The sequence below is a fragment of the Halopseudomonas sp. SMJS2 genome, assembly GCF_029866945.1.
Lineage (GTDB): Bacteria > Pseudomonadota > Gammaproteobacteria > Pseudomonadales > Pseudomonadaceae > Halopseudomonas > Halopseudomonas bauzanensis.
The window spans coordinates 352,430-374,153 of record NZ_CP123445.1 but is presented as its reverse complement, the minus strand read 5'-3'; the positions used below and the strand labels follow the sequence as shown (position 1 = coordinate 374,153).

The 21,724-nt window shown below is 62.9% G+C and carries 23 protein-coding genes; 12 read left to right on the top strand and 11 right to left on the bottom strand.

Annotation, left to right across the window (positions count from 1 at the left end):
- Positions 1-59: 59 nt before the first annotated feature.
- From erpA to argC, 4 genes are all read right to left on the bottom strand, one after another.
- On the bottom strand, positions 60-413 hold the full coding sequence (gene erpA, locus QAO71_RS01840; protein WP_074781256.1) for an iron-sulfur cluster insertion protein ErpA: 354 nt from the start codon (positions 411-413) through the stop codon (positions 60-62).
- Positions 414-479: 66 nt separating this feature from the next.
- The gene (locus QAO71_RS01835; protein ID WP_051611493.1) at positions 480-902 is read right to left on the bottom strand and encodes a polymer-forming cytoskeletal protein; all 423 of its coding nucleotides are present in this window, start codon (positions 900-902) and stop codon (positions 480-482) included.
- Positions 902-1,651, bottom strand: coding sequence for a DUF6776 family protein (locus tag QAO71_RS01830; protein ID WP_051611495.1), 750 nt, complete (start codon positions 1,649-1,651; stop codon positions 902-904). The genes QAO71_RS01835 and QAO71_RS01830 overlap by 1 nt, the downstream gene beginning before the upstream one ends.
- Complete coding sequence (argC, locus tag QAO71_RS01825; RefSeq protein WP_280165100.1) at positions 1,651-2,685, bottom strand: N-acetyl-gamma-glutamyl-phosphate reductase; 1,035 nt, start codon at positions 2,683-2,685, stop codon at positions 1,651-1,653. The genes QAO71_RS01830 and argC overlap by 1 nt, the downstream gene beginning before the upstream one ends.
- Before the next feature lie 108 nt (positions 2,686-2,793).
- Between argC and hemJ the strand changes: the two genes are divergently transcribed.
- Positions 2,794-3,216 (top strand): protoporphyrinogen oxidase HemJ, encoded by a 423-nt coding sequence (gene hemJ / locus QAO71_RS01820; RefSeq protein WP_074781259.1) that lies wholly within the window; start codon positions 2,794-2,796, stop codon positions 3,214-3,216.
- On the opposite strand, the gene QAO71_RS01815 is transcribed toward hemJ, so the two are convergent.
- Positions 3,217-4,698, bottom strand: a complete 1,482-nt coding sequence (locus QAO71_RS01815) for an AAA family ATPase (protein WP_036993607.1) — start codon at positions 4,696-4,698, stop codon at positions 3,217-3,219. It lies immediately after the preceding gene.
- Positions 4,699-4,774: 76 nt separating this feature from the next.
- Here QAO71_RS01815 and QAO71_RS01810 point away from each other — a divergent pair, with 76 nt between their 5' ends.
- Together QAO71_RS01810 and coq7 are read left to right on the top strand one after the other, a co-directional pair.
- On the top strand, positions 4,775-5,113 hold the full coding sequence (locus tag QAO71_RS01810; RefSeq protein ID WP_036993609.1) for a histidine triad nucleotide-binding protein: 339 nt from the start codon (positions 4,775-4,777) through the stop codon (positions 5,111-5,113).
- A gap of 58 nt (positions 5,114-5,171) precedes the next feature.
- On the top strand, positions 5,172-5,819 hold the full coding sequence (gene coq7 / locus QAO71_RS01805) for a 2-polyprenyl-3-methyl-6-methoxy-1,4-benzoquinone monooxygenase (protein WP_280165647.1): 648 nt from the start codon (positions 5,172-5,174) through the stop codon (positions 5,817-5,819).
- 33 nt (positions 5,820-5,852) lie between these two features.
- Here the strand turns inward: coq7 and QAO71_RS01800 are convergent, their stop codons facing one another.
- Positions 5,853-6,275, bottom strand: a complete 423-nt coding sequence (locus QAO71_RS01800) for an OsmC family protein (RefSeq protein ID WP_280165099.1) — start codon at positions 6,273-6,275, stop codon at positions 5,853-5,855.
- 186 nt (positions 6,276-6,461) lie between these two features.
- Between QAO71_RS01800 and crp the strand changes: the two genes are divergently transcribed.
- From crp to QAO71_RS01755, 9 genes are all read left to right on the top strand, one after another.
- On the top strand, positions 6,462-7,106 hold the full coding sequence (crp, locus tag QAO71_RS01795; protein WP_036993611.1) for a cAMP-activated global transcriptional regulator CRP: 645 nt from the start codon (positions 6,462-6,464) through the stop codon (positions 7,104-7,106).
- A 67-nt stretch (positions 7,107-7,173) separates the two neighbouring features.
- A complete protein-coding gene (locus tag QAO71_RS01790; protein ID WP_280165098.1) occupies positions 7,174-8,526 on the top strand; it encodes an adenosylmethionine--8-amino-7-oxononanoate transaminase in 1,353 nt (450 codons plus the stop codon).
- 2 nt (positions 8,527-8,528) lie between these two features.
- Positions 8,529-9,251, top strand: coding sequence for a 16S rRNA (uracil(1498)-N(3))-methyltransferase (locus QAO71_RS01785; RefSeq protein ID WP_280165097.1), 723 nt, complete (start codon positions 8,529-8,531; stop codon positions 9,249-9,251).
- Between the two features lie 89 nt (positions 9,252-9,340).
- The gene (locus QAO71_RS01780; RefSeq protein WP_036993613.1) at positions 9,341-9,580 is read left to right on the top strand and encodes an exodeoxyribonuclease VII small subunit; all 240 of its coding nucleotides are present in this window, start codon (positions 9,341-9,343) and stop codon (positions 9,578-9,580) included.
- Positions 9,577-10,464, top strand: a complete 888-nt coding sequence (locus QAO71_RS01775) for a farnesyl diphosphate synthase (protein ID WP_074781263.1) — start codon at positions 9,577-9,579, stop codon at positions 10,462-10,464. The genes QAO71_RS01780 and QAO71_RS01775 overlap by 4 nt, the downstream gene beginning before the upstream one ends.
- Positions 10,465-10,573: 109 nt before the next feature.
- Positions 10,574-12,454 carry a 1-deoxy-D-xylulose-5-phosphate synthase gene (dxs, locus tag QAO71_RS01770; protein ID WP_280165096.1) on the top strand — a complete coding sequence of 627 codons (1,881 nt, stop codon included), beginning with the start codon at positions 10,574-10,576 and terminating at the stop codon, positions 12,452-12,454.
- Between the two features lie 355 nt (positions 12,455-12,809).
- Positions 12,810-14,249 carry a Wadjet anti-phage system protein JetA family protein gene (locus QAO71_RS01765; RefSeq protein ID WP_074781265.1) on the top strand — a complete coding sequence of 480 codons (1,440 nt, stop codon included), beginning with the start codon at positions 12,810-12,812 and terminating at the stop codon, positions 14,247-14,249.
- Positions 14,242-14,922, top strand: a complete 681-nt coding sequence (locus tag QAO71_RS01760; RefSeq protein WP_074781266.1) for a DUF4194 domain-containing protein — start codon at positions 14,242-14,244, stop codon at positions 14,920-14,922. Before QAO71_RS01765 ends, QAO71_RS01760 begins: the two co-directional genes overlap by 8 nt.
- Before the next feature lie 2 nt (positions 14,923-14,924).
- Positions 14,925-18,554, top strand: coding sequence for an SbcC/MukB-like Walker B domain-containing protein (locus QAO71_RS01755; RefSeq protein WP_280165095.1), 3,630 nt, complete (start codon positions 14,925-14,927; stop codon positions 18,552-18,554).
- Positions 18,555-18,640: 86 nt separating this feature from the next.
- Here the strand turns inward: QAO71_RS01755 and QAO71_RS01750 are convergent, their stop codons facing one another.
- The 5 genes from QAO71_RS01750 to nusB form a co-directional block, all read right to left on the bottom strand.
- Positions 18,641-19,069 (bottom strand): hypothetical protein, encoded by a 429-nt coding sequence (locus QAO71_RS01750; RefSeq protein WP_136869989.1) that lies wholly within the window; start codon positions 19,067-19,069, stop codon positions 18,641-18,643.
- Positions 19,066-19,677, bottom strand: a complete 612-nt coding sequence (gene ribA / locus QAO71_RS01745; RefSeq protein ID WP_036993620.1) for a GTP cyclohydrolase II — start codon at positions 19,675-19,677, stop codon at positions 19,066-19,068. Before ribA ends, QAO71_RS01750 begins: the two co-directional genes overlap by 4 nt.
- A gap of 83 nt (positions 19,678-19,760) precedes the next feature.
- The gene (locus tag QAO71_RS01740) at positions 19,761-20,255 is read right to left on the bottom strand and encodes a phosphatidylglycerophosphatase A (RefSeq protein WP_036993621.1); all 495 of its coding nucleotides are present in this window, start codon (positions 20,253-20,255) and stop codon (positions 19,761-19,763) included.
- Complete coding sequence (gene thiL / locus QAO71_RS01735) at positions 20,248-21,228, bottom strand: thiamine-phosphate kinase (RefSeq protein ID WP_348273405.1); 981 nt, start codon at positions 21,226-21,228, stop codon at positions 20,248-20,250. Before thiL ends, QAO71_RS01740 begins: the two co-directional genes overlap by 8 nt.
- A gap of 27 nt (positions 21,229-21,255) precedes the next feature.
- Positions 21,256-21,690 (bottom strand): transcription antitermination factor NusB, encoded by a 435-nt coding sequence (gene nusB, locus QAO71_RS01730; protein ID WP_136870019.1) that lies wholly within the window; start codon positions 21,688-21,690, stop codon positions 21,256-21,258.
- Positions 21,691-21,724 lie beyond the last annotated feature (34 nt).

Here is a 21,724-nt window from a genome sequence, read left to right as displayed (position 1 = left end):
TCGGCAGCGCCGACTCAATCACCTGGGCGGTCTAACGCAGCAGCAGGACCGCAGGCCGATCAGATGGAAAAGGACGAACCGCAACCACAGGTGGTGGCTGCGTTAGGGTTGTTGATGACGAAACGGGAACCTTCCAGCCCTTCCTGATAGTCCACTTCCGAGCCCGCCAGATACTGGAAACTCATAGGGTCGACCACCAGCCGGACACCACCACGCTCGATCACGGTGTCGTCTTCAGCTAATTCATCATCGAAGGTGAAGCCGTATTGGAAACCGGAGCAGCCTCCGCCAGTCACGAATACGCGCAGGCTCAGGCTTTCATTGCCTTCTTCATCGATCAGCGCGCGTACCTTCGCTACAGCGCTATCGGAAAACTGCATCGCGGCAGGGGTGAACACTTCAGCACTAGACATACAACCTCCGGCGGCGGTGCCGCAGCACAACAAGCCGGCTATTATCCGTTTATCCGACTCTTTTGGTCAACTACTCTTGAATTCGCGCGACGGCAACCCGCTATCGGCCCCGGCGCCATGCCCTTCGCCAAGGTAATGCAACTGGCCGTTGATCTGCGCACCGGACACCATTTCCATGAACCGGTAATAAAGATCACCATCGATCCGCGCCTCGGTATCCAGCTGCAGGTGCTCGAAAGCATGCACATCACCAACCACCACCCCGTTGATCAGCACACTCGGCGCCTTGATGATGCCCTCGACATAGCCTTCCTTGCCGACGTTGACGACACCGTCATCCGCGTCGATGTTGCCAATGACCCGCCCCTCGATCTTTACCGCCCCACTAAACCGCAGATTGCCACGTAACTCCGTGTCACCCGCGACAAAGGTGGTCTTGCCCGCGGGCTGATTGATGCTCGCTTTCTTGCGCTTATCGAATTTCAACATCAGGATCCCACTCCCGTTTCTGTCCATTCCATTGTCTGTTCAAGCAATAGCTTGCCATCCTGCTCGGCCCGCAGATGCACGGTTTGCGGCACAAAGCCCACCGGCAACATCAATTCGGCCTCGTTGCCGTTTTCCGGCACTACCTGAAAATAACGAAAGTTCAACGTCAAGCTGCTGGTCTTGCCACCGGTCAGCTCGGCGAGTGATACCCGGGTCTGTTTGTCATTCAGCAAACCGTCGATCGCAATACTCAGCTCCGCCTGCACAGTATCGCTCTCGTTGCCGACGCGACTGACCATGATCTTGTAGCGGAACACCCCCGGCACCTCGGTGCGCTGCACCTCGAATGCCTGAAACCGAACGCCGGGTGTGGTGGCGTTCGGGACCAGGGCGCCCTGATATTGCACCAGATCCTGTTGCAGCTTGAACAGCTGCTGCTCCAGGTCTGCGATGGTTTCCTGGCCATCCTCGGCCGATTGGCGCGCCACCAGCAGATCTACCTCAAGCTGCTGATGACGGTGGCGCGTTTCTTCAAGTTCGGCCTGTATGCCACTGCGCTCATCGCGCAATCGCTGGTAATCCTGCATCCCGGCAGAATGCATCGCCGCGGTCCAGCCCAGCCAGCCGCACAACGGCAAGCCGGCCAGCAGACCCCAGATCAGCCAGCGACGCGGGCCCGATGCCGGAGCGGCGGGGAGCAAACTGAGACTGGGCTCGTCCGCGGGTCGGTTCGTCTGGTCACTATCCATCAGGGCATGAGCGCCGGATGCGCCAGCCCCATGCGTTCATCCAGCCCCAGGGCGATATTCATGTTCTGGATGGCCTGACCGGAAGCCCCCTTGACCAGGTTATCGATCACCGACAGCACCACCACCAAGTCACCGCCCTGGGGCCGATGCACGGCCAGGCGACAGACGTTGGCGCCACGGACGCTGCGGGTTTCCGGATGGCTGCCAGCGGGCATCACATCAACGAAGGGCTCGTTGGCGTAGCGCTCGGCGAACAGTTTTTGCAGGTCGACACTGTGATCCGGCACCTGGGCATACAGCGTGGAGTGAATGCCGCGGATCATCGGTGTCAGGTGCGGCACGAAGGTCAGACCAACCTCTGCGCCAGCCGCGCGCTGCAACCCCTGACTGATTTCCGGCAGATGACGATGGCCCGCGACGCCGTAGGCCTTCATGCTTTCGGTCGTTTCACCGAACAGGGAAGACACCTTGGCACCCCGGCCCGCGCCGCTGACGCCGGATTTGCAGTCGGCAATCAGGTTGTCGGTACGCGCCAGCCCTGCTTCGAGCAGCGGGATAAGCCCCAGCTGCACCGAGGTCGGATAACAACCAGGCACAGCGATCAGCCGGGCACCGCGGATGGCCTCGCGATTGGCTTCCGGCAGCCCGTACACCGCCTCGCCGAGCAGTTCCGGCGCGCCATGGGGCTGGCCATACCACTTGGCCCAGACATCGGCATCACGCAGCCGGAAGTCCGCGGACAGGTCGATGATGCGGGTGCCGGTGGCCAGCAGCTCGGCAGCGAGCGAATGAGCGACACCGTGCGGTGTTGCGAAGAACACCACGTCGCAGCGGCCGAGGGCAGCGGTATCCGGGACACTGAAAGCCAGATCATCATAGTGGCCACGCAGGTTGGGATACATATCCGCTACCCGCACGCCTTCTTCTGATCGGGACGTGATGATCTCGACATGCGCCTCCGGGTGCGTTGCCAGCAACCGCAGCAATTCGACACCGGTATACCCGGTCCCTCCCACAATGCCTATCTTGATCATCTTACGCCTCGAATCGATTAACATGGCCACAAGCCCCCTATGATAAAAGCGCTGAGGGAAATTACCAGCACAACCCCGCCTCGCTATTGCCGATTTGAGGAGTCACCCGTGTATCTGTGGATCAAAGCCTTTCATATCATGGCCGTTGTCACCTGGTTCGCCGGCCTGTTCTACCTGCCGCGCCTGTTCGTCTACCACGCCATGAGCGAAGATCAGACCAGCCGTGATCGCTTCAAGATCATGGAGCGCAAGCTGTACCGCGGCATCATGACACCTTCGATGGTGATCGCTGTCGGCCTTGGTGTCTGGATGCTGGTCCTCGCGCCGCAGTGGCTGCAACAGGGCTGGCTGCATGCCAAGCTGACGCTGGTAGCCTTGCTGATCATCTACCATTTCATCTGCGGCGCGCAGCTCAAGCGCTTCGCCAGCGACAATAACAGCCGCTCCCATGTGTTCTACCGCTGGTTCAACGAGGCACCGGTACTGGTGTTGGTCGGCGCCGTATTGCTGGTGGTGCTCAAGCCGTTCTGATCAGTCGGCCATCACCGCCCGGTCCCGGGCCCAGTCGCGCAGCGCCTGGATGCGTTCGGCCATGACCACCGACAGCGGCGAGGTTTCGTTCAGCGCATCGAGCAGGTGTGCATTCTCGACTTCCTCCTGACGGGCCGCGGCGCAATAGACTGCGGAAACCACCGCTTGTTCGATCTCCGCGCCGGCAAAACCGGCGCTGGCCTCGGCCAACAGCGGCAGATCGAACCGCTCGACGACCAATTCGCGGCTCCCCAGGTGGATCCGGAAGATATCCTCGCGCACCCGGGCGTCGGGCAGATCGACAAAGAACAATTCATCCAGCCTGCCCTTGCGGATCAGTTCCGGCGGCAACTGCATGACGTTATTGGCGGTGGCCACCAGAAATACCCGGCTCCGGCGCTCGGCCATCCAGGTCAGCAGAGTGCCGAGGATTCGCCGCGAGACGCCCTGATCAGCGCTGTCTTCACCCAGCCCCTTTTCGATCTCATCGATCCAGAGCACGCACGGCTCCATGGCATCGGCCATCGCCAGCGCATCCCGCAGGTTCTTCTCGGTTTCGCCGATGTACTTGTTGTACAGCGCGCCGAAGTCCAGCCGCAGCAGCGGCAACCCCCACAGCCCGGCTACCGCTCGCGCAGCCAGGCTCTTGCCCGAGCCCTGCACCCCAGCCAGCAAAACACCCTTGGGGCTATCGCCATTGGCTTGCGGCTGCTGGAAGGCCGCTTGCCGGTCGCCCAGCCAGCGTTTGAACTGGGCCAGACCGCCGACGTCGGCAAACCGGGCGGTGTCCTGCTCGAAGCTCAGCACCCCCTGCATGTCCAGCAGGCTGAACTTGGCGCGATTAAGAACCGGCAGATCCTCCTGGGTAATGGCACCGTCGTCCACGATCAGTTTGCGCGCCAGCAACCTGGCCTCGCCAAGAGTCACCCCACGGAGATTGCGTACCACCTGCTGCAATGTGCGGTTGTCGGTGCGCACCCGGCGGCCCTGGTTGCGCTCGGTCCAGCGCGCGGCCTCGTCGCGGATGATGGCCGCCAGCTGCTCATCCGAGGGCATGCTCAGGCTGATGTGCGCCGCCAATCGCCGCAGCTCCGGTGCCAGGGTCAACTCGTGGCTGACCAGCAGTAGCGTCGGCGCGGCATCCGCCGGATCCATGGCGATCATCTTGAGCAGGCGGATCAGCCGGGATGACTGCAGAAAAGGATGCAGGTCGCAGAACACATACAACGCCGGCTCGCGCTGCTGGCGGATGTGCTCCAGGGCCACCTCCGGATCGGTCAGATCATCGGCCTCCTCCAACGCACTACCGAACCCCAGCCGCCGCAGTCCTTCGACCTGATTCCAGGTATACCAGGTCAGCCCCCGTTTCACCGCCAGCGTGCCGATGGCTTCGAGCACACGCAGCTCTTCCCAGGATTGGATGACCACCAGCCGCACCCGGGAGTCCAGTACCAGTCCCAGATCATGGATATCATTCTTCATTGCGCATCCCTCGCTGTTACATTCTGCCGGCGGTTGGTTACACTGGCGGTATTTCCAGTCCAACCAGGAGCATGCCGTGGATTGTTTGTTCTGCAAAATTGCCGAAGGCAAGATCCCGTCAAAGAAAATCTTCGAGGATGACCGCGTACTGGCCTTCCATGACATCAACCCCCAGGCGCCGGTGCATTTTCTGGTGATCCCGAAAAAGCATATCGCTACTCTCAATGACATGACAGAGGATGATTGCGAACTGGTTGGCCACATGACCTATGTCGCTCAGCGGCTGGCCCTGGAGCTGGGCTGCGAGGGAGGCTTCCGCACCGTGTTCAATTGCAAGGAAATGGGCAGCCAGACGGTCTACCACATTCACCTGCATGTGCTGGGGCAGCGGCAGATGGGTTGGCCTCCGGGTTGATCTGCAACAACGTCAGCGGCGGCCTCAGCCGCTATACTGCGGGTTGTTCAGGAGACAAATCATGAGTACACGTCAATACAGCCTGCTTGATCGCCTGTTGAACCAGTCCGATCAGGCCATGCGCACCCTGGTGCCCGGCGCCGCCCTGGCTGCCCGCCCTTCGCCTGCGCAACACCTGCGCACCGATGCGGTGACCGAGCAGCAGCGGCGGCATATCGCCGGACTGATGCGCATCAACCATACCGGCGAAGTCTGCGCCCAGGCGCTGTATCAGGGCCAGGCATTGACCGCCAAGCTGCCCGAGGTGCGCGGCAAGATGGAGCATGCCGCTGCCGAGGAAGTGGATCATCTGGCCTGGTGCGAACAGCGCCTGCGTGAACTGGACAGCCGCACCAGCGTGCTCAATCCGCTGTTCTACGGCCTGTCCTTCGGGATTGGCGCAGCCGCTGGCAAGATCAGTGACCGCATCAGCCTGGGCTTCGTTGCCGCTACCGAGCAGTTGGTGGAGCGGCATCTGGATGACCATCTGCGCCAGCTGCCAGAGGATGACCTCAAGTCACGGGCGATTCTCGAACAGATGCGCGAGGATGAGATAGAACATGGCAGCCAGGCCCTGCAGGCCGGCGGCGTGGTGTTCCCGCGGCCGGTCAAGGGCGTCATGAAGCTGATGTCCAAGGTGATGACTGCTGCCACCTATCGAGTCTGAACCAGGGGCGGTCCGACCCGATGGGCCGCCACCTCACTCTACTTCGATAATCTCGTAATCGTGGGTGATCACCACACCGGCACGGCCGAGCATGATCGAGGCCGAGCAATACTTCTCTGCCGACAGTTCAACGGCCCGCTTGACCTGCGCTTCCTTCAACTGCTTGCCGGTCACCACAAAACGCACATGGATGCGGGTGAAGACCTTGGGCTCGCTGTCGGCACGCTCCGCTTCCAGCAAGGTATGAACATCGCGAATATCCTGGCGGCCTTTCTTCAGAATGCTCACCACGTCGTAACTGGCACAGCCACCCAGACCGATCAACAGCGTTTCCATGGGCCGCACCCCCATGTTGCGCCCACCCGATTCCGCCGGTCCGTCCATGACTACCGTGTGACCGCTGCCTGACTCACCGAGGAACATGGCACCGTCGACCCACTTGATATGTGCTTTCATCTGGCTCTCCCGCCGCAATGGTTTTGATCTGCTGGCGGCGGAGAATAGCACAGCACCTAAAAGCTGACGCTACGGCTGGCCATTGCAATCAAAACTGGACATAATCCGATTTGGTCTCGACTCGAGGCTGCAAGGACGCCCATGTTCGCCATGGTCTGCTCGATCATATCTGACAGGATGACAACAATGGATGCTCGATCGCTGATAGCCAAAACAAAAAACTTCGATGCGTTTCTCGAACATTGTACCCGTCGCCATTTCGCCCCGCGCAGCACTATCATTCACGCCGGCGACGTGTCCGACAGCCTCTTTTATATCGTCAAGGGCTCGGTCACCATCCTGCTGCAGGACGCCCCGGGGCGGGACATGATCCTCGCCTACCTCAACCAGGGCGACTTCTTTGGCGAGATGGGATTGTTCGATGAAGAGCGCGCTGAGCAGGATCGCAGCGCCTGGGTCAAGGCCCGAACCGAATGCGAAGTCGCTGAGCTGCCCTATGCCGAATTCCGCGCCATTTCCGCCCAAGACCCGGAACTGCTCTATGCGGTTGGGCGGCAGATGGCTGATCGCCTGCGGCGCACCACCGCCAAGGTAGGCAATCTGGCTTTTCTCGACGTGACTGGCCGCGTGGCCGCTACCCTGCTGGACCTGTGCAAGCAGCCCGATGCCATGACCCACCCCGATGGCATGCAGATCAGGATTACCCGCCAGGAGATCGGTCGCATTGTCGGTTGTTCGCGGGAAATGGTCGGGCGCGTGCTGAAGATCCTCGAAGAGCAAGGGCTGATCAGCGTCAAGGGCAAGACCATGGTGGTGTACGGGACCCGCTAGCAGCGCCTGCAGAAGAGCCAGTGCCTGAGGTACAATCGCCGGATATTTCCCATCCGGCGAGGCCATCATGAGCTTGAACAACGAATGGATGCAGCGGGACATTTCAGTACTCTGGCATCCCTGCACCCAGATGAAAGACCACGAGCACATGCCCATCATCCCGGTTCAGCGGGGCGAAGGCGTGTGGTTGTACGATTTCGACGGCAACCGCTATCTGGATGCCGTGAGCTCCTGGTGGGTCAATGCCTTCGGCCACGCCAATCCCTACATCAATCAGCGCATCAAGCAGCAGCTCGATACCCTGGAGCACGTCATCCTGGCCGGCTTCTCCCATCCCCCGGTCATCGAGTTGTCCGAGCGCCTGGTGGCCATCACCCCGGCGCCGCTGACCCGTTGCTTCTATGCCGACAACGGTTCGTCGTGCATCGAGGTGGCGTTGAAGATGAGCTTCCACTACTGGCTCAACACCGGCAAGCCGGAGAAGAAGCGCTTCATCACCCTGTCCAACAGTTACCACGGCGAAACCCTCGCGGCGCTGGCGGTGGGCGATGTAGCGCTGTACAAGGAAACCTATGAACCGTTGCTGATGGACGTCATCACCGTGCCCTCACCGGACTGCTACGACCGCGAGCCGGGCAGCACCTGGGAAGAGCACAGCCGGCTCATGTTCGAGCACATGGAACGCACCCTGGCAGATAACCATGAGCAGGTTGCTGCGGTCATCATCGAACCGCTGATCCAGTGCGCCGGCGGCATGCGCATGTATCACCCGGTCTACCTCAAGCTATTGCGCGAAGCCTGCGATCGCTATGGCGTGCACCTGATCCATGACGAGATCGCCGTGGGCTTCGGCCGCACCGGCAGCATGTTCGCCTGTGAACAGGCCGATATCAGCCCGGATTTTCTGTGTCTGTCCAAGGCACTGACTGGCGGCTACCTGCCCATGTCGGTCTGCCTGACCACCGACAAGATCTACGAAGCGTTCTACGACGACTACGAAACCATGCGCGCCTTCCTGCACTCGCACAGCTATACCGGCAATCCGCTGGCCTGCGCCGCGGCACTGGCTACCCTCGACCTGTTCGAGCGGGACAACGTGATCGAAAACAACAAGATCCTGGCCGCCCATATGGCCAAGGCTACCGCGCATTTCGCCGATCACCCCCATGTGGCCGAGGTGCGCCAGACCGGCATGGTGCTGGCCATCGAGATGGTGCAGGACAAGGCCAATCGCACGCCCTACCCCTGGCAGGAACGCCGCGGCATCCGCGTCTACGAGCATGGGCTCAAGCACGAATCCCTGCTGCGCCCACTGGGCAGCGTGGTGTATTTCATGCCGCCCTATGTCATCACTCCCGACCAGATCGACCACCTGGCCAGCGTCGCCTGGGAAGGTATCGAACTGGCCACCAGGAACTGACCGTGCGCGTTTCCCGCTTCTATCTGGACGCACCGCTGAGCCAGGGCGAACAATTGCTGGAGGGCGACCTGGCTCATTACATCAGCCGGGTCTTGCGCCTCGGCCCCGGTGCGCCGGTGCAGATATTCAACGGCAGTGGCCAGGAATGGCCCGGCACAGTGCTGGAAGCCGGCAAACGCCAGGTGCGCATCAACCTTGCTGCACCGCTGGACGGCTTGGCCGAATCGCCGCTGCAGGTGCATCTGGGCCAGGCCATGTCCCGTGGCGAGCGTATGGACTGGGCAATTCAGAAGGCCGTCGAGCTGGGCGTCGCGCAGATCACCCCGCTGTTCACCGAACGCTGCGAGGTGCGGCTGCAGGGCGAGCGGGCGGACAAGCGCCAACAGCACTGGCAGCAGGTTGCGATCAGCGCCTGCGAGCAGTGCGGGCGCAGCGTGGTGCCCACCGTCAATCCACCCATGGCGCTAGCAGACTGGCTCGCAACATTGAATACCGAGCTGAAACTGGTACTGCATCACCGCACCAGCCAGAGCCTGGCCAGCCTGACGCCACCCCGGACCCTGGGCTTGCTCATCGGCCCGGAAGGCGGGCTCAGCGCCACGGAAATCAGCCAGGCCGAAACCACCGGCTTCCACGCCACGCGCTTCGGTCCGCGGGTACTGCGTACCGAAACCGCCCCCGTGGTAGCACTGAGCATCGTCCAGCAACTGTGGGGCGATCTCTGAGCCACCGCCGAGCTGCAATTGACCGCACCCGCCGGCTTGGGTAATGTTCAGCGGTTTTCCCATCACCATCGCAACCGAGGTAGCTGCCCATGGCCCGAAAAAAAACTGCTGTCGATTTCGAGCAATCGCTGGGCGCCTTGCAAACCCTGGTTGAACGGCTGGAAAGCGGTGACCTCAGCCTGGAAGAATCGCTCAGCGCCTTCGAACAGGGCGTAGCCCTGACCCGCGAATGCCAGCAGGCCCTGACCCAGGCCGAGCAGAAGGTTTCCCAACTGCTGGAACAGGACGGTCAACTGACCACCGCGCCCTTTGCCGAGGATGCGCAATGACGCGTTTTGAAGACTATCTCAAGACCTGTCAGCAGCGCATCGACGGCTATCTCGAACAGCAGTTCGACAATAACCATCCGGGTCTCGACCGGCTTTACGCCGCCATGCGCTACAGCGTCACCGGTGGCGGCAAGCGCGTGCGGCCAATTCTGACCTACGCCAGTTGCGAAGCCTTCGGAACCACCGCAGTGGCGGTGGATGTGGTTGCCGGCGCGGTAGAGCTGATCCACGCCTATTCGCTGATCCATGACGATCTGCCAGCAATGGATGACGACGACCTGCGCCGCGGCCGGCCGACCTGTCACCGCGCCTTCGATGAAGCCACTGCGATTCTCGCCGGCGACGCGCTGCAGGCTCTGGCTTTCGAATGGATCAGCCGTGAGGGCAGCTGGCAGGCTGACACCCGGCTGCGTATGACCAGCCTGCTGGCCCGCGCAGCCGGCCCCCAGGGCATGGTCGGCGGCCAGGCCATCGATCTGGCCGCCGTAGGCACGCAACTGGATCAGAACGCCCTGGAAGACATGCATCAGCACAAGACCGGCGCGCTGATCCGCGCCAGCGTCCAGCTCGGCGCACTGGCGTCCGAGCGCGCCGATGAAGCCCAGCTGGCGACCCTTGACCAGTATGCCCGTTGCATCGGTCTGGCCTTCCAGGTGCAGGACGACATTATCGATGTCGAGATCGACACCAGCATCTCGGGCAAGCAACAGGGCGCAGACAGCGCCCGGGACAAACCGACCTACCCGGCCATGCTCGGGCTCGACGGCGCCCATGCCCTGGCCCGCTCCCTGTGTGACCAGGCGATCAGCACGCTGGAGCCCTTCGGCAGCAATGCCGAGCGCCTGCGCCAGGTCGCCCGTTACATTGTGGAACGCCAGTTCTGAGCACCCGTTCCCATCGCGCAGTGCCGCCGGAGTTGGGCTATCGACCCTCATCGGTTAAACTGCGCGCTTGTTTCCTGCTGCACCTCTGCGGCAATCAGAGCCTTGTTTGATGCCTAGCACTTTCCACGACATACCCCGCGACCGTCCGAGCACTCCGCTATTGGACAGCCTTGACACCATCGACAAGCTGCGCGAACTCGACGAAGCGCAGCTGCCGGAACTGGCGGATGAGTTGCGCCTGTTTCTGCTGTGGACAGTCGGCCAGACCGGTGGTCACTTCGGTGCCGGGCTCGGGGTCATCGAGCTGACGATAGCCCTGCATTACATCTACCAGACGCCCGAAGATCGGCTGCTGTGGGATGTGGGCCACCAGGCCTATCCGCACAAGATCCTTACCGGTCGCCGCGAAGAAATGGCCACCTTGCGGCAGAAAGGCGGCCTCTCCGCCTTCCCCCGGCGCAGCGAAAGCCCCTTCGATACCTTCGGCGTCGGTCATTCCAGCACCTCGATCAGCGCCGGCCTGGGCATGGCCATCGCCTCCCGCCTGCAGGGCCTGGACCGCCGCACGGTGGCCGTCATCGGCGACGGTGCCATGACTGCCGGGATGGCCTTCGAAGCACTCAACCATGCCGGCGAAGTCGACGCCGACATGCTGGTAGTGCTGAACGACAATGACATGTCGATCTCCCATAACGTCGGCGGACTGTCCAATTACCTGGCCAAGATTCTCTCCAGCCGCACCTACTCGCATATGCGCGAAGGTAGCAAGAAAGTGCTGTCGAAGATCCCACCGGCCTGGGAACTGGCCCGCAAGACCGAAGAAACCGCCAAGGCCATGCTTGCCCCGGGCGTCTTGTTCGAAGAGCTGGGCTGGAACTATATCGGCCCCATCGATGGTCATGACCTGCCGACGCTGGTCACCACGCTGCGCAACATGCGCCAGCTCAAAGGCCCGCAATTCCTGCATGTGGTCACCAAGAAAGGCAAGGGCTTCTCTCCAGCCGAAGCCGATCCCATCGGCTACCACGCCATCACCAAGCTCGAACCCAAGCCCAGCAGCAACGGCGCGAGCAAGCTGAAGTATTCCAATGTCTTCGGCCAATGGCTGTGCGACATGGCTGAAGCCGACGCGCGGCTGGTCGGCATCACCCCAGCCATGAAGGAAGGCTCCGACCTGATCGCCTTCAGCGAACGCTTCCCGCGGCGCTACTTCGATGTGGCCATCGCCGAACAGCATGCCGTTACCCTCGCCGCCGGCATGGCCTGCGAAGGGGCGAAGCCGGTAGTAGCGATCTACTCGACCTTTCTGCAACGCGCCTACGATCAACTGATCCATGATGTCGCCGTACAGGACCTGGACGTACTCTTCGCCATCGACCGCGCCGGCCTGGTCGGCGAAGACGGTCCGACCCACGCCGGCAGCTTCGACCTCAGCTACCTGCGCTGCATCCCCAATATGCTGATCATGGCGCCAGCCGATGAAAACGAAACCCGGCAGATGCTCACCACCGGCTTCCTGCACAACGGCCCCGCCGCCGTGCGCTATCCCCGCGGCACCGGACCGGGTGTACCGGTCGACCCGGCGCTGGAACCATTACCCATCGGCAAAGGAGTAATCAGCCGCCAGGGTCAGAAGGTTGCCATTCTCAATTTCGGCACCCTGCATGCCAACGCCATGGCCGCCGCCGAGACGCTGAACGCCACCGTCGCCAACATGCGCTTCGTCAAACCGCTGGATACCGAGCTGTTGCAGCAACTGGCTGACAGTCACGGCCTGCTGGTCACCCTTGAAGAGAACGCCGTCATGGGCGGAGCCGGCAGCGCCGTGAACGAATGGCTGCTGGCCGAAGGTATCCAGGTTCCGGTCCTCAATCTCGGCCTGCCGGATATCTACGTCGAACATGACAAGCCCAACAACATGCTGGCCGAATGTAGCCTGGACGCAGCGGGCATCGAACAGGCCATCCGCCAGCGGTTGTCGGCCCAATAACGAAAGACTTGCACTAACCCTCCTGGGCGCACCCGTGCGCCCAGTGCCCCATGACACACCAATCTAATTCGGCATGGCTGACTACCCGCCCCGCCCGGACCGTCTGCGTCCAGGGACGGACGTAGACGAGCGCCATGGATGGCGGGGTGCGCGTCCGGGCGGGGCGGGTAGTCAGCCGTGCCGCAACGCCAATCCACCAGCCGCGCGCAGCGTATAGCGACACCAGGCAACACCTGCAGCCAGCCCCAAACCACAACCCCATCCACAAAAACCGCCCATCCCCGACCAGGTAAAGCTCAAATCCCTGGCCGCATGCGGCATAATACGCGGCTGACTCACCAGCTCCGGACGCCCTATGTTCTTCGCCGACCAGCGCCTGCAGTTCTTCAAACCACTGACCAGCAAGTACCGCGAACAGATCGTCGAATGCCTGCGCCTGCTGCACGACCGCCTGTACAGCGCCAGCGCCGACTACGGCGAGTCGCTCAAGCGCGAACAGGTGCTGGACATCTTCAGCGAAGCACTGGAACGCGCGCCCCTGCTCGAGGGCGACGATGACGACCAGGGCCGCTTCCGCAACAACCGCGAACAGGCCGGCTGGGTCCTCAACAGCCTGGTCGACCACGGCTGGCTCGAACGCCAGGTAGACCAGGCCACTTTCCAGTCCACCTACCCCTTCAGCCGCCTCGGCCGCCTGTTCACCCAATCGCTGGTCGAAGCCGTCGGCCACAGCGTGCGCACCCGGCACCGCAACACCCGCAACACGCTCAACGCCCTGTCCGCCTTCGCCGAGCGCGGCGAAGTCTACGACCTGCTCGACGCCTACGAATACTCCGAACGCATCATCGCCGACTTCACCGACATCATCGCCGAGCTCGAAGAGCGCAAACGCCAACTGGTGCGCGAAGTCGAAGCCCAGCAACTGGTGCAACAGGCCAGCGACCAGTTCTTCGACTTCATGGAGCGCCGCTTCCAGCCCGACGTCTCCATTCGCCTGTCCGCCGACAGCGTGGAAAAACACCGCGACCGCATTCACGACGTGCTCCGGCGCATCCGCCACAAGCCCCGGGAATGGAAAGCCAACGCCGAACGGGAACTGCGCCGCCTGGCCCCGGATCTGATTGTCGACGACAGCGCCTCGGTACTCTGGCAACTGCTCGACACCATCGACAACCGCCTGCGCAACGCCTCGGAGATCATGCTGCCAGCCCTGCGCCGCACCCTGCAGAGCTTCACCAAACGGGCCGACATCCTCATCCGCCAACTGAGCTACCTGCAGACCCAGCAGCACAACGACATCGTCGGCCTGTGCCGCGAACTCAGCGCCCTCGACCCGGCCAGCTACGAACAACGCATGAACGCCGCCGGCGACGCCATGGCGCGCCTGCGCGTGGAACTGATCGACCCAGCCCAGGTGCGCCTGCGCGAGCGCCAGAACCGCCAGCCGGTGCAAAGCCAGATGGACGACCCCGGCCTGCCGGACGACCAGACCCTACGCTCACTGGCCGTCAGCCAACTGCTGGAGCGTGCCTTCCATATCAATGCCAGCGGCATGCGCGATTACCTGCGTAGCGCCCTGGGCGATGGTCGCCGCATCAACAGCGGCGACCTGCCCATCCGCGATGCCAGCGACCTGCTGGCGGTCAGCCATGTCATCGCCCTGGGCAGTGCCGACCAGGCCGCGGCAGGCTTTCGCGTAAAGATCGAGCCGACCGGCCAGCCGGTTACCGGCGACACCTACTTCAACCGCCGTGACGGTTTCATCATCGAACTGGAACAAGATACCCATGCGTGACGCCCTGGAAGAACAACTGCAGCAACACGGCATCAGCGCCGATGATTTTTCCGACCTGATGATCCGGCTCCTCGATCGCGGCGTGCTGTGCCGTGACGAAAGCAAGCGCGAAGCCGAGCTCTATGACCGCTTCCTGCAGGTGCAGCCGCTGGTCGAGGACTACCTGTGGGTCCTGCGTATTCGCCTGCTCCATGAATCACGCTTCAACATGGTCCGCATCTTCCCGCCGGGTGCGGAAGTACCCGGCCTGGCCGACAGCGAAGACAGCTTCAACAACGGCCTGCGCGAACGCCTCAACCAGCAGGAAGTGTCGCTGGTGCTGGTACTGCGTGCCGAATACGACAAGGCCCTGCGTGACGGCCAGGTAGACGAGCTGGGGCAGGTAATGCTCTCGCTCGAAGCCCTCAGCCTGAGCCACCGCAACCTGCTCGGCCGGCCCTTGCCGGAACAGGCCAGCGAGCGTCAGGCGCTGCTGCGGCGCATGCGCCAGCTGCGCTTGCTGCGCAGCCCTGGCGACGGTTCCATGGAAGATGGCGAAAGCTGGCTGATCATCCGCCCCGGCATCATCAGCCTGGTGACCGACACCGCCCTGAGCCAACTGGCTGGCGGCGTGGTACTGGATGACGAAGACCCAATCGACGAACCCGCTGACCTTGCCGAAGGAGCCAACTGAGCATGTATCTGAAACGCTCGATTACCGCCAACTGGGGCAACCTGCCGGTCGAGGAAATGGAATACGGCCCGATCAATCTGTTCTCCGGCGGCAACGGCTCCGGCAAGACCACCGCCGCCGATGCCCTGCAGACACTGATGACCGCAGCCCACGACAACCTGTTCAACTACAACCCCGGGCAGGACGAAACCACCCAGCGCGGGCGCGGCGGCAAGCAGGTACGTACCCTCGCCTCCTATGTCCTGGGTTGTGACGATGGCGCCTTCGCCCGGCCCTGGACCACCGACGGTTACATCGCCGGCGTGTTCCATCCGACCCAGGGCGAAACCGCCGAGCCGTTCACCGCGGTGATCGGCGTACGCGCCCACCTGGATACCGCCGGTAGCAGCCGCCAGGCGCGTCAGGATGAACTGTTGCTGATGATCGTACCCGGTGAAATGCTGGCGCTCAGTGACTTCGTTAGGGACACCGACGACGGCCGCCATGTCATTTCGCTCACCGAACTGCCCAATCTGCTGCGCAAGCAGTTCGGCAAGCAGGGGGTGGAAACCTATGACCGCAAGAGTGCCTACCTGGCCCGCCTGTATGGCGCGCTGCGCGGCAAGGGCGATGCGGTGTCCATCCGCGAGGCAAAGAATGCTGCCCGCACCTTCGCCAACTTCATGGCCTACAAGCCGGTGCGCTCGATCGACCAGTTCGTCGCCGGCGAAGTGCTCGAAGCCCGCGAATTCGGCGATACCATCAAGCGCATCCGCGATCTGCTGCGTACCGTGCACGGGATGGAACAGGAAGCCGCGCGCGTGCGCGGCGCCGTCGGCCTGCTGGAGCAGTCGCGGCAACTGACCGAGGACTATCAGAACAGCTGGCTGGAGCGTGTCGGCCTGGATTATGCCGCCGCCGCGCAGAACTGGAGCCACAATCGCAAGCAGTACGTGGCTGCCAAGGACAAACAGCAGGAAATCAGCGCCCGCATCGATGACCTCACCGACGAGCAGCAGCTCAATGATGAGCGCACCCAGCAGGCCCACCGCGACCTGGTGCAACTGGAGGCCCGCCGCCAAGGCATTCCCGCGCTGCAGGGCAAGGATGATCTGGAGAACCGCCAGCAGCTACTCACCACGCGGCTGCAGCAGGGCGTGGCACCGCTGCTGGAGCAGGCCCACCAGCGTGATCTCAACCTAGAGGCGGTACGTACCGTACAGCATCTGGTGAGCACCGGCGTGGGGGTGGAAATTCCCGAACTGACGACCCGCAACTGGAAGAGCCTGGCCGATGAAATACTGGCTGCCGAGCAGCAACCGGTGGCCGAGCTGCACCAGTTGCTGTCCAACGACTGGATCGACCTGAGTCCGCTGCACCACGGCCTGGACAATGTGCGCCAGCAGCAACAGACCCACAACCGGCTGGCGACATTGCTTGCCCAGCCCGGCACCGACGGCATCAGCCTGCTGCAACGGGTGGACCGGCTGAGTCAGGAGCGGGCCGGCACCCTCGCCAACCTGGAACGCCAGATCACCATCAGCGAGCGGCAGATCAAGACGCTGCAGCAAAGCCGGGTGATCTATCCCATCTATGTTGAGGACGCCCTGGCCGCTATCCGCCAGCAATGCCCAGAAGCCGATCCGCGGGTGCTCTGCGACCACGTGGAAGTCACCGACCCCGACTGGCAGATGTCCATCGAAGGCTATCTCGGCGGTTCGCGCTTCGGCATTCTGGTCGAGCCGGCCCATGAAGCCGAGGCCATCCGCATCGTGCGCCAGCTCAGCGCCCGGGATCGCAACCGCGCCCGGGTGATCCAGGGCGACAAGGCCCGTCAGGACGCCGAGCGCCTCAGCCTGCCCAAGGACTCGGTGGTCCACGTATTGCGTTTCAGCCACCGCGTGGCCGAGCATTATGTGCGCGCCTCCTACGCCTCGCTGGTACGGGTCAACGATGCTGCGGGCCTGCGCCAGGCTCGTCGCGGCATTACCCGCGAGGGCATGGGTTCGGGCAACTACTCCATGTTCCGCTGTGATATCGATGACAGCCAGTTGGTGTTCGGCGTCGCCGCCCGCGAGCGCAACCTGCGCGCCCAGCAAAAACAGCTGGAAGAACTGCAACTGCAACGCCACGCACTGCGTCAGTTCGTGGAACAGCTGAAACATCTGGCCGCGGCGCTGCAACGTATCAAGCCGCTGGACTACCTGAGCCAGGCCAGCCAGTTGCTGGAACAGCGCCAGCAGCTGCAGGACATCGAGCAGCAACTGGCCAGCCTGGACCTGAGCGCCTTCCACGATGTGGAGCAGGAGCTGGACCGGGTCAATGAACGCCACGCCGAGCTGGTAGCCCGTCAGAGCGAGCTGCAGAAGGAACTGGGGGGCTTGAACGTGCAGCTGACCCAGATCAACCAGCGTATCCGTACGCTGTCCGACCAGGGCGATGCACTGCAGGAGCAACGTGAAGAGGCCGAGCAGTATCTGCTCGAAGCCGCCGCCCGCGTCACCGGCCTTGATCCCCAGCAGCGGTTGACCCAGATCGACGAGATGCTGACCCGCACCGGCGATGATTTCGATTTTGCCGCCGACAGCAAGAGCCTCACCGACAGCCTCTATCAGCTGGCGGTCGCGCTTGATCGCGGCCTCAAGGAGTACAACCAGCAGGCGCAGCCGGCGGACAACCTGATCCATGACACCGCCGCCGAGGTGCACAGCCTGGCGTTCTTCGAGCATGTCTGTGGCCTGCGCCAGCAACTGGACAATCTGCATAATCGGCTGCGCAACAACGTGCTGCTGGAAAAGCAGGAGCAGTTGATCAAGCTGCGTGACAGCTTCAACAGCACCTTCATCACCGACCTGTGTCACGAGATCCACCAGGCGATCAACGATGGTGGTCGTACCCTGGAAGGGCTCAACACCGAGCTGCAGCATCACCGCTTCGGCGCCGACCGCGAGAGCTTCCAGTTCGAGTGGAGCTGGGTGCCGGAATACAAGGAATACTGGGAGTTCTTCCGCGAAGTCACGCAGATGCCGAACCTCGGTGACGGTGCCAGCCTCTTCGATGCCCACCTGTCCGGCAAGGGCGCGGCGGTGCGTGATCAGCTGCTCGGATTGCTGCTCGACGGTGATGAACAGCAGGCCCTGCGCGAGCTCGAACGGATCAGCGATTACCGTCGCTACCGCCGTTACGACATCCTCAAGCACCCCGAAGGCAAGGCGCCGATCCGGCTCAGCGAATACGGCACCGGCTCCGGTGGTCAGCTGGAGACCCCGGCCTACATCATCCGCGCCGCGGCGGTGACCAGCGCCTTCCGCTTCAATGAAGGCGACAGCCACCTGCGCATGGTGATTGTGGACGAGGCCTTCATGCACATGGATGAAACCCGCTCACGGGAAGTGATCAATTACCTGACCGAAACCCTCGGCCTGCAGCTGATCTTCATCATGCCGACCAGCAAGGCCGGCCCCTTCCTGGAGCTGATCAGCAACCAGTTCGTGTTCAGCAAGGTGCCCAGCCCCCGCGCGGTGGGTGAGCTCAACACCCGCGTGCTGCTCGATCGCCAGCAGCTCAACCGCGAGCGCATCACCGAGCTGTGGGCCAACCACCGCCGGGTGATTCGTCAGCAGGGGGCGCTGGATTTCATGGAGATGGTGTAGACGACGGGTAACGCCGCCCCCACAGTTGGGGCGGCGTACTGGTTGATACTATCGAGGTCGGTACAGAAAACGCCTGGGCGGTGCAATCAACCGAAACGCTGTGCCGGCGGCCGATACAGCAACATGGCGCCCTGACTGGCGAGCACCAGCAGGATCAACGGGGTCATTTCCAGCGTGCAGACGTAATGCAACATGCCCAGCCAGCCGGGCAGTTTGGCATGCGTCAGACCCAGCAGTTGCTGATGGTGCAGGCGAGTCCAGGCCGATTCGGCCTCGGCGCTATCCTGCTGGGCGTCGGCATCGATCACTGCCTGGCGGAAGTGACGGTAGCGCCAGACACTCAGCAGCAGGGTCAACAGCCCGGCAATGAACAGCGGCAGCGCCACTTCCGGGTAAGCGCCCTGGCGATCATGGAAGAACCAGACCACGGCAATCGGCAAAATCAGCGAAGCCAGACATTGCATGCGCCAGTTGCGGCGCATCGCCTGCCAGTGGGGACGGGTATCAAGCATCATTCTGCCTCGGCCTGGTGAATGGTGCCCAGCAAATGACCGAGCTTGCCGGCCTTGGTGGCCAGGTAGTTGCGATTGAACGGATTGAGACCGGTCTTCAGCGGGATGCGCTCGGCCACCGTGATGCCGAAGTCTTCCAGCGCCTTGACCTTGCGCGGGTTGTTGGTCAGCAGCTTGAGGCTGGTAATCCCCAGATGCGCCAGCATCGGCTTGCAGATGCCGTAGTCACGCTGATCCGCGCCGAAACCGAGCAGCTCGTTGGCCTCGACGGTATCGGCGCCGCCGTCCTGCAGATGATAGGCGCGGATCTTGTTCATCAGACCAATGCCACGGCCTTCCTGACGCAGATACAGCAGCGCGCCACGGCCTTCTTCGGCTATCGCCTTCAGGGCCGCTTCCAGCTGGAAACCGCAGTCGCAACGCAGGCTGAACAGCGCGTCGCCGGTCAGACATTCGGAATGCAAGCGCCCCAGCACCGGCTGACCGTCGCTTACGTCGCCCATGGTCAACACCACGTGCTCCTTGCCGGTACCGGGCTCAAGGAAGCCGTGCATGGTAAAAGTGCCCCACTGGGTGGGCAATTGGGATGACGCAACAAAGGTGACTGGCACGCTGTCTCCTGTACGACCACGCTGATTAGAGGGCCGTTATCTTAACAGCACATGGGCACCGCAGTCAGCGCCGATGTGCCCTCTCATGCCAGGCCGGGGATCGCGGCCAGTGCCAGCAATACCAGCAAGGCCATGATGCCGGCGAGTATATCGTCGAGCATGATGCCCAACCCGCCGCTGACCTGCCGATCCACCCAGCCGATTGGCCAGGGCTTCCAGATGTCGAACAGGCGAAACAGCAGAAAGCCGATGATCAACCACAGCCAGCCGGGCGGCGCCAGCCACAGGGTGATCCACACGCCGACGAACTCGTCCCAGACGATGCCACCATGGTCGTGCACACCCAGATCGGCGGCGGTGCGATGGCACAGCCAGATGCCCAGCAGCGTACTCAGCACCAGCACCAGCGCATAACCGCCGGGCGGCAACTGCTGCCACAGCAGCACGAAAGGCAATGCCACCAGCGAGCCCCAAGTGCCCGGCGCCTTGGGCAGCGCGCCGCTACCAAAGCCGAACGCCAGAAAGTGGATGGGGTTGCGCCATACCGAGGCCGGCGTTGGCTCATGGGATTCAGCCATGCTTGGATTCCTTGAAGTGTTGATAACCACCGGCGCCGCCGGTCGCCTGACCGTCCAGCCAGACCCCACTGCCCGCCGCCGCTTCGCCGATCACCCTGACCGGCCAGCCCTGCCCGGCCCATTGCGCGACCAGCGCGGCGTGCTCCGGCGGCAAGGTGAACAACAGGACATAATCATCTCCGCCGCGCAGCATCCATTCCCGCTGCTGAGCAGCCGGCCAGGCGCGCAGGGCCGCGGAACAGGGCAGATCGGCGCCATGTATATGCAGCGCCACGCCGCTGGCACCGGCCAGGTGTCCCGCATCCTGCAGCAGGCCATCCGAGACGTCCAGCCCGGCGGACGCTATCCCCGCCAGCGCGACGCCCAATTCACACTGGGCCCGTGGCCGCCAGAAACGCGCAGCGAGATACTCCCGGGCAGGCGCGGCCAGGTTATCCGGCAGCCCCTGCTCCAGCACCACAGCAAGACCAGCGGCGCCATCACCGAGGGGGCCACCCACACACAGCAGGTCTCCCGGCCGGGCGCCGGCACGGCGCAAGGCCTGCCCCTGCGGCGCCTCGCCAAAGACACTGACGCCGATATTCAGGGGGCCACGGGTAGTGTCGCCGCCAATCAGGCTGATGTGGTGATCCGTGGCACAAGCGGCCAGGCCCGTGGAGAATGCCTGCAGCCAGTGTTCATCCACCGCGGGCAGGGTCAACGCCAGGGTGAAGCCCACCGGCGTGGCGGCCATGGCCGCCAGATCGCTGACCGCCACCGCCAACGCGCGATAGCCGAGATCCTGGGGGGAATAGTGTTCGGGGAAGTGTACGCCCTGCACCAGACTGTCAGTGGATATGACCCACTGGCAGCCCGGTGTCGGCGTCAACAGGGCAGCGTCATCACCGATGCCGAGTGCGACCTTGGTATGCCCGCCCGCCTGTTCCAGCGCCGCGCGCTGAAAGTAGCGGCCGATCAGTCCGAATTCGCCCAGCGGCATGGCTGCTGCTCCTGCCGTGGCTCAGCGCCCCCGACGGGACGCATTCACCTCGACACTGCGCAGGCGGGGTGCCAGCTTGTCGAGGATGCCGTTGACGTATTTGTGACCATCGGTGGCGCCGAAGGTCTTGGCCATCTCGATGCCTTCGTTGATCACCACCTTGTAGGGCACGTCCACACGGCGGGTCATTTCGAACACGCCGATGCGCAGGATGGCCAGCTCGATGGGATCAACTTCAGCGATCCCCCGATCAAGCACCTGCTCCAGGTGGCCATCGATCTCATGGAGATTCTGCGGCACGCCCAGCAACAGCTCACGGAAGTAGGCACCGTCCGCACTGTCGAAGTCATACTCGGGATCGCTGCGCAGTTGCGCCTCGATGTCCGTCAGTGACTGGCCAGCCATATGCCAGGAGTACAGGGCCTGCAGCGCAAGGCTGCGAGCCTTGCGGCGCATGGCGTTGCGGGATTGCCCGCCGGAACGCTTGGGT

What these genes read in the sequence shown, in the direction of transcription:
- erpA (WP_074781256.1), bottom strand. Translation starts at nt 413, where the DNA reads ATGTCTAGTGCTGAAGTGTTCACCCCTGCCGCGATGCAGTTTTCCGAT.
- QAO71_RS01835 (WP_051611493.1), bottom strand. Translation starts at nt 902, where the DNA reads ATGTTGAAATTCGATAAGCGCAAGAAAGCGAGCATCAATCAGCCCGCG.
- QAO71_RS01830 (WP_051611495.1), bottom strand. Translation starts at nt 1,651, where the DNA reads ATGGATAGTGACCAGACGAACCGACCCGCGGACGAGCCCAGTCTCAGT.
- argC (WP_280165100.1), bottom strand. Translation starts at nt 2,685, where the DNA reads ATGATCAAGATAGGCATTGTGGGAGGGACCGGGTATACCGGTGTCGAA.
- QAO71_RS01815 (WP_036993607.1), bottom strand. Translation starts at nt 4,698, where the DNA reads ATGAAGAATGATATCCATGATCTGGGACTGGTACTGGACTCCCGGGTG.
- QAO71_RS01800 (WP_280165099.1), bottom strand. Translation starts at nt 6,275, where the DNA reads ATGAAAGCACATATCAAGTGGGTCGACGGTGCCATGTTCCTCGGTGAG.
- crp (WP_036993611.1), top strand. Translation starts at nt 6,462, where the DNA reads ATGGATGCTCGATCGCTGATAGCCAAAACAAAAAACTTCGATGCGTTT.
- QAO71_RS01790 (WP_280165098.1), top strand. Translation starts at nt 7,174, where the DNA reads ATGAGCTTGAACAACGAATGGATGCAGCGGGACATTTCAGTACTCTGG.
- QAO71_RS01780 (WP_036993613.1), top strand. Translation starts at nt 9,341, where the DNA reads ATGGCCCGAAAAAAAACTGCTGTCGATTTCGAGCAATCGCTGGGCGCC.
- QAO71_RS01775 (WP_074781263.1), top strand. Translation starts at nt 9,577, where the DNA reads ATGACGCGTTTTGAAGACTATCTCAAGACCTGTCAGCAGCGCATCGAC.
- dxs (WP_280165096.1), top strand. Translation starts at nt 10,574, where the DNA reads ATGCCTAGCACTTTCCACGACATACCCCGCGACCGTCCGAGCACTCCG.
- QAO71_RS01765 (WP_074781265.1), top strand. Translation starts at nt 12,810, where the DNA reads ATGTTCTTCGCCGACCAGCGCCTGCAGTTCTTCAAACCACTGACCAGC.
- QAO71_RS01760 (WP_074781266.1), top strand. Translation starts at nt 14,242, where the DNA reads ATGCGTGACGCCCTGGAAGAACAACTGCAGCAACACGGCATCAGCGCC.
- QAO71_RS01755 (WP_280165095.1), top strand. Translation starts at nt 14,925, where the DNA reads ATGTATCTGAAACGCTCGATTACCGCCAACTGGGGCAACCTGCCGGTC.
- QAO71_RS01750 (WP_136869989.1), bottom strand. Translation starts at nt 19,069, where the DNA reads ATGATGCTTGATACCCGTCCCCACTGGCAGGCGATGCGCCGCAACTGG.
- QAO71_RS01740 (WP_036993621.1), bottom strand. Translation starts at nt 20,255, where the DNA reads ATGGCTGAATCCCATGAGCCAACGCCGGCCTCGGTATGGCGCAACCCC.
- nusB (WP_136870019.1), bottom strand. Translation starts at nt 21,690, where the DNA reads ATGCGCCGCAAGGCTCGCAGCCTTGCGCTGCAGGCCCTGTACTCCTGG.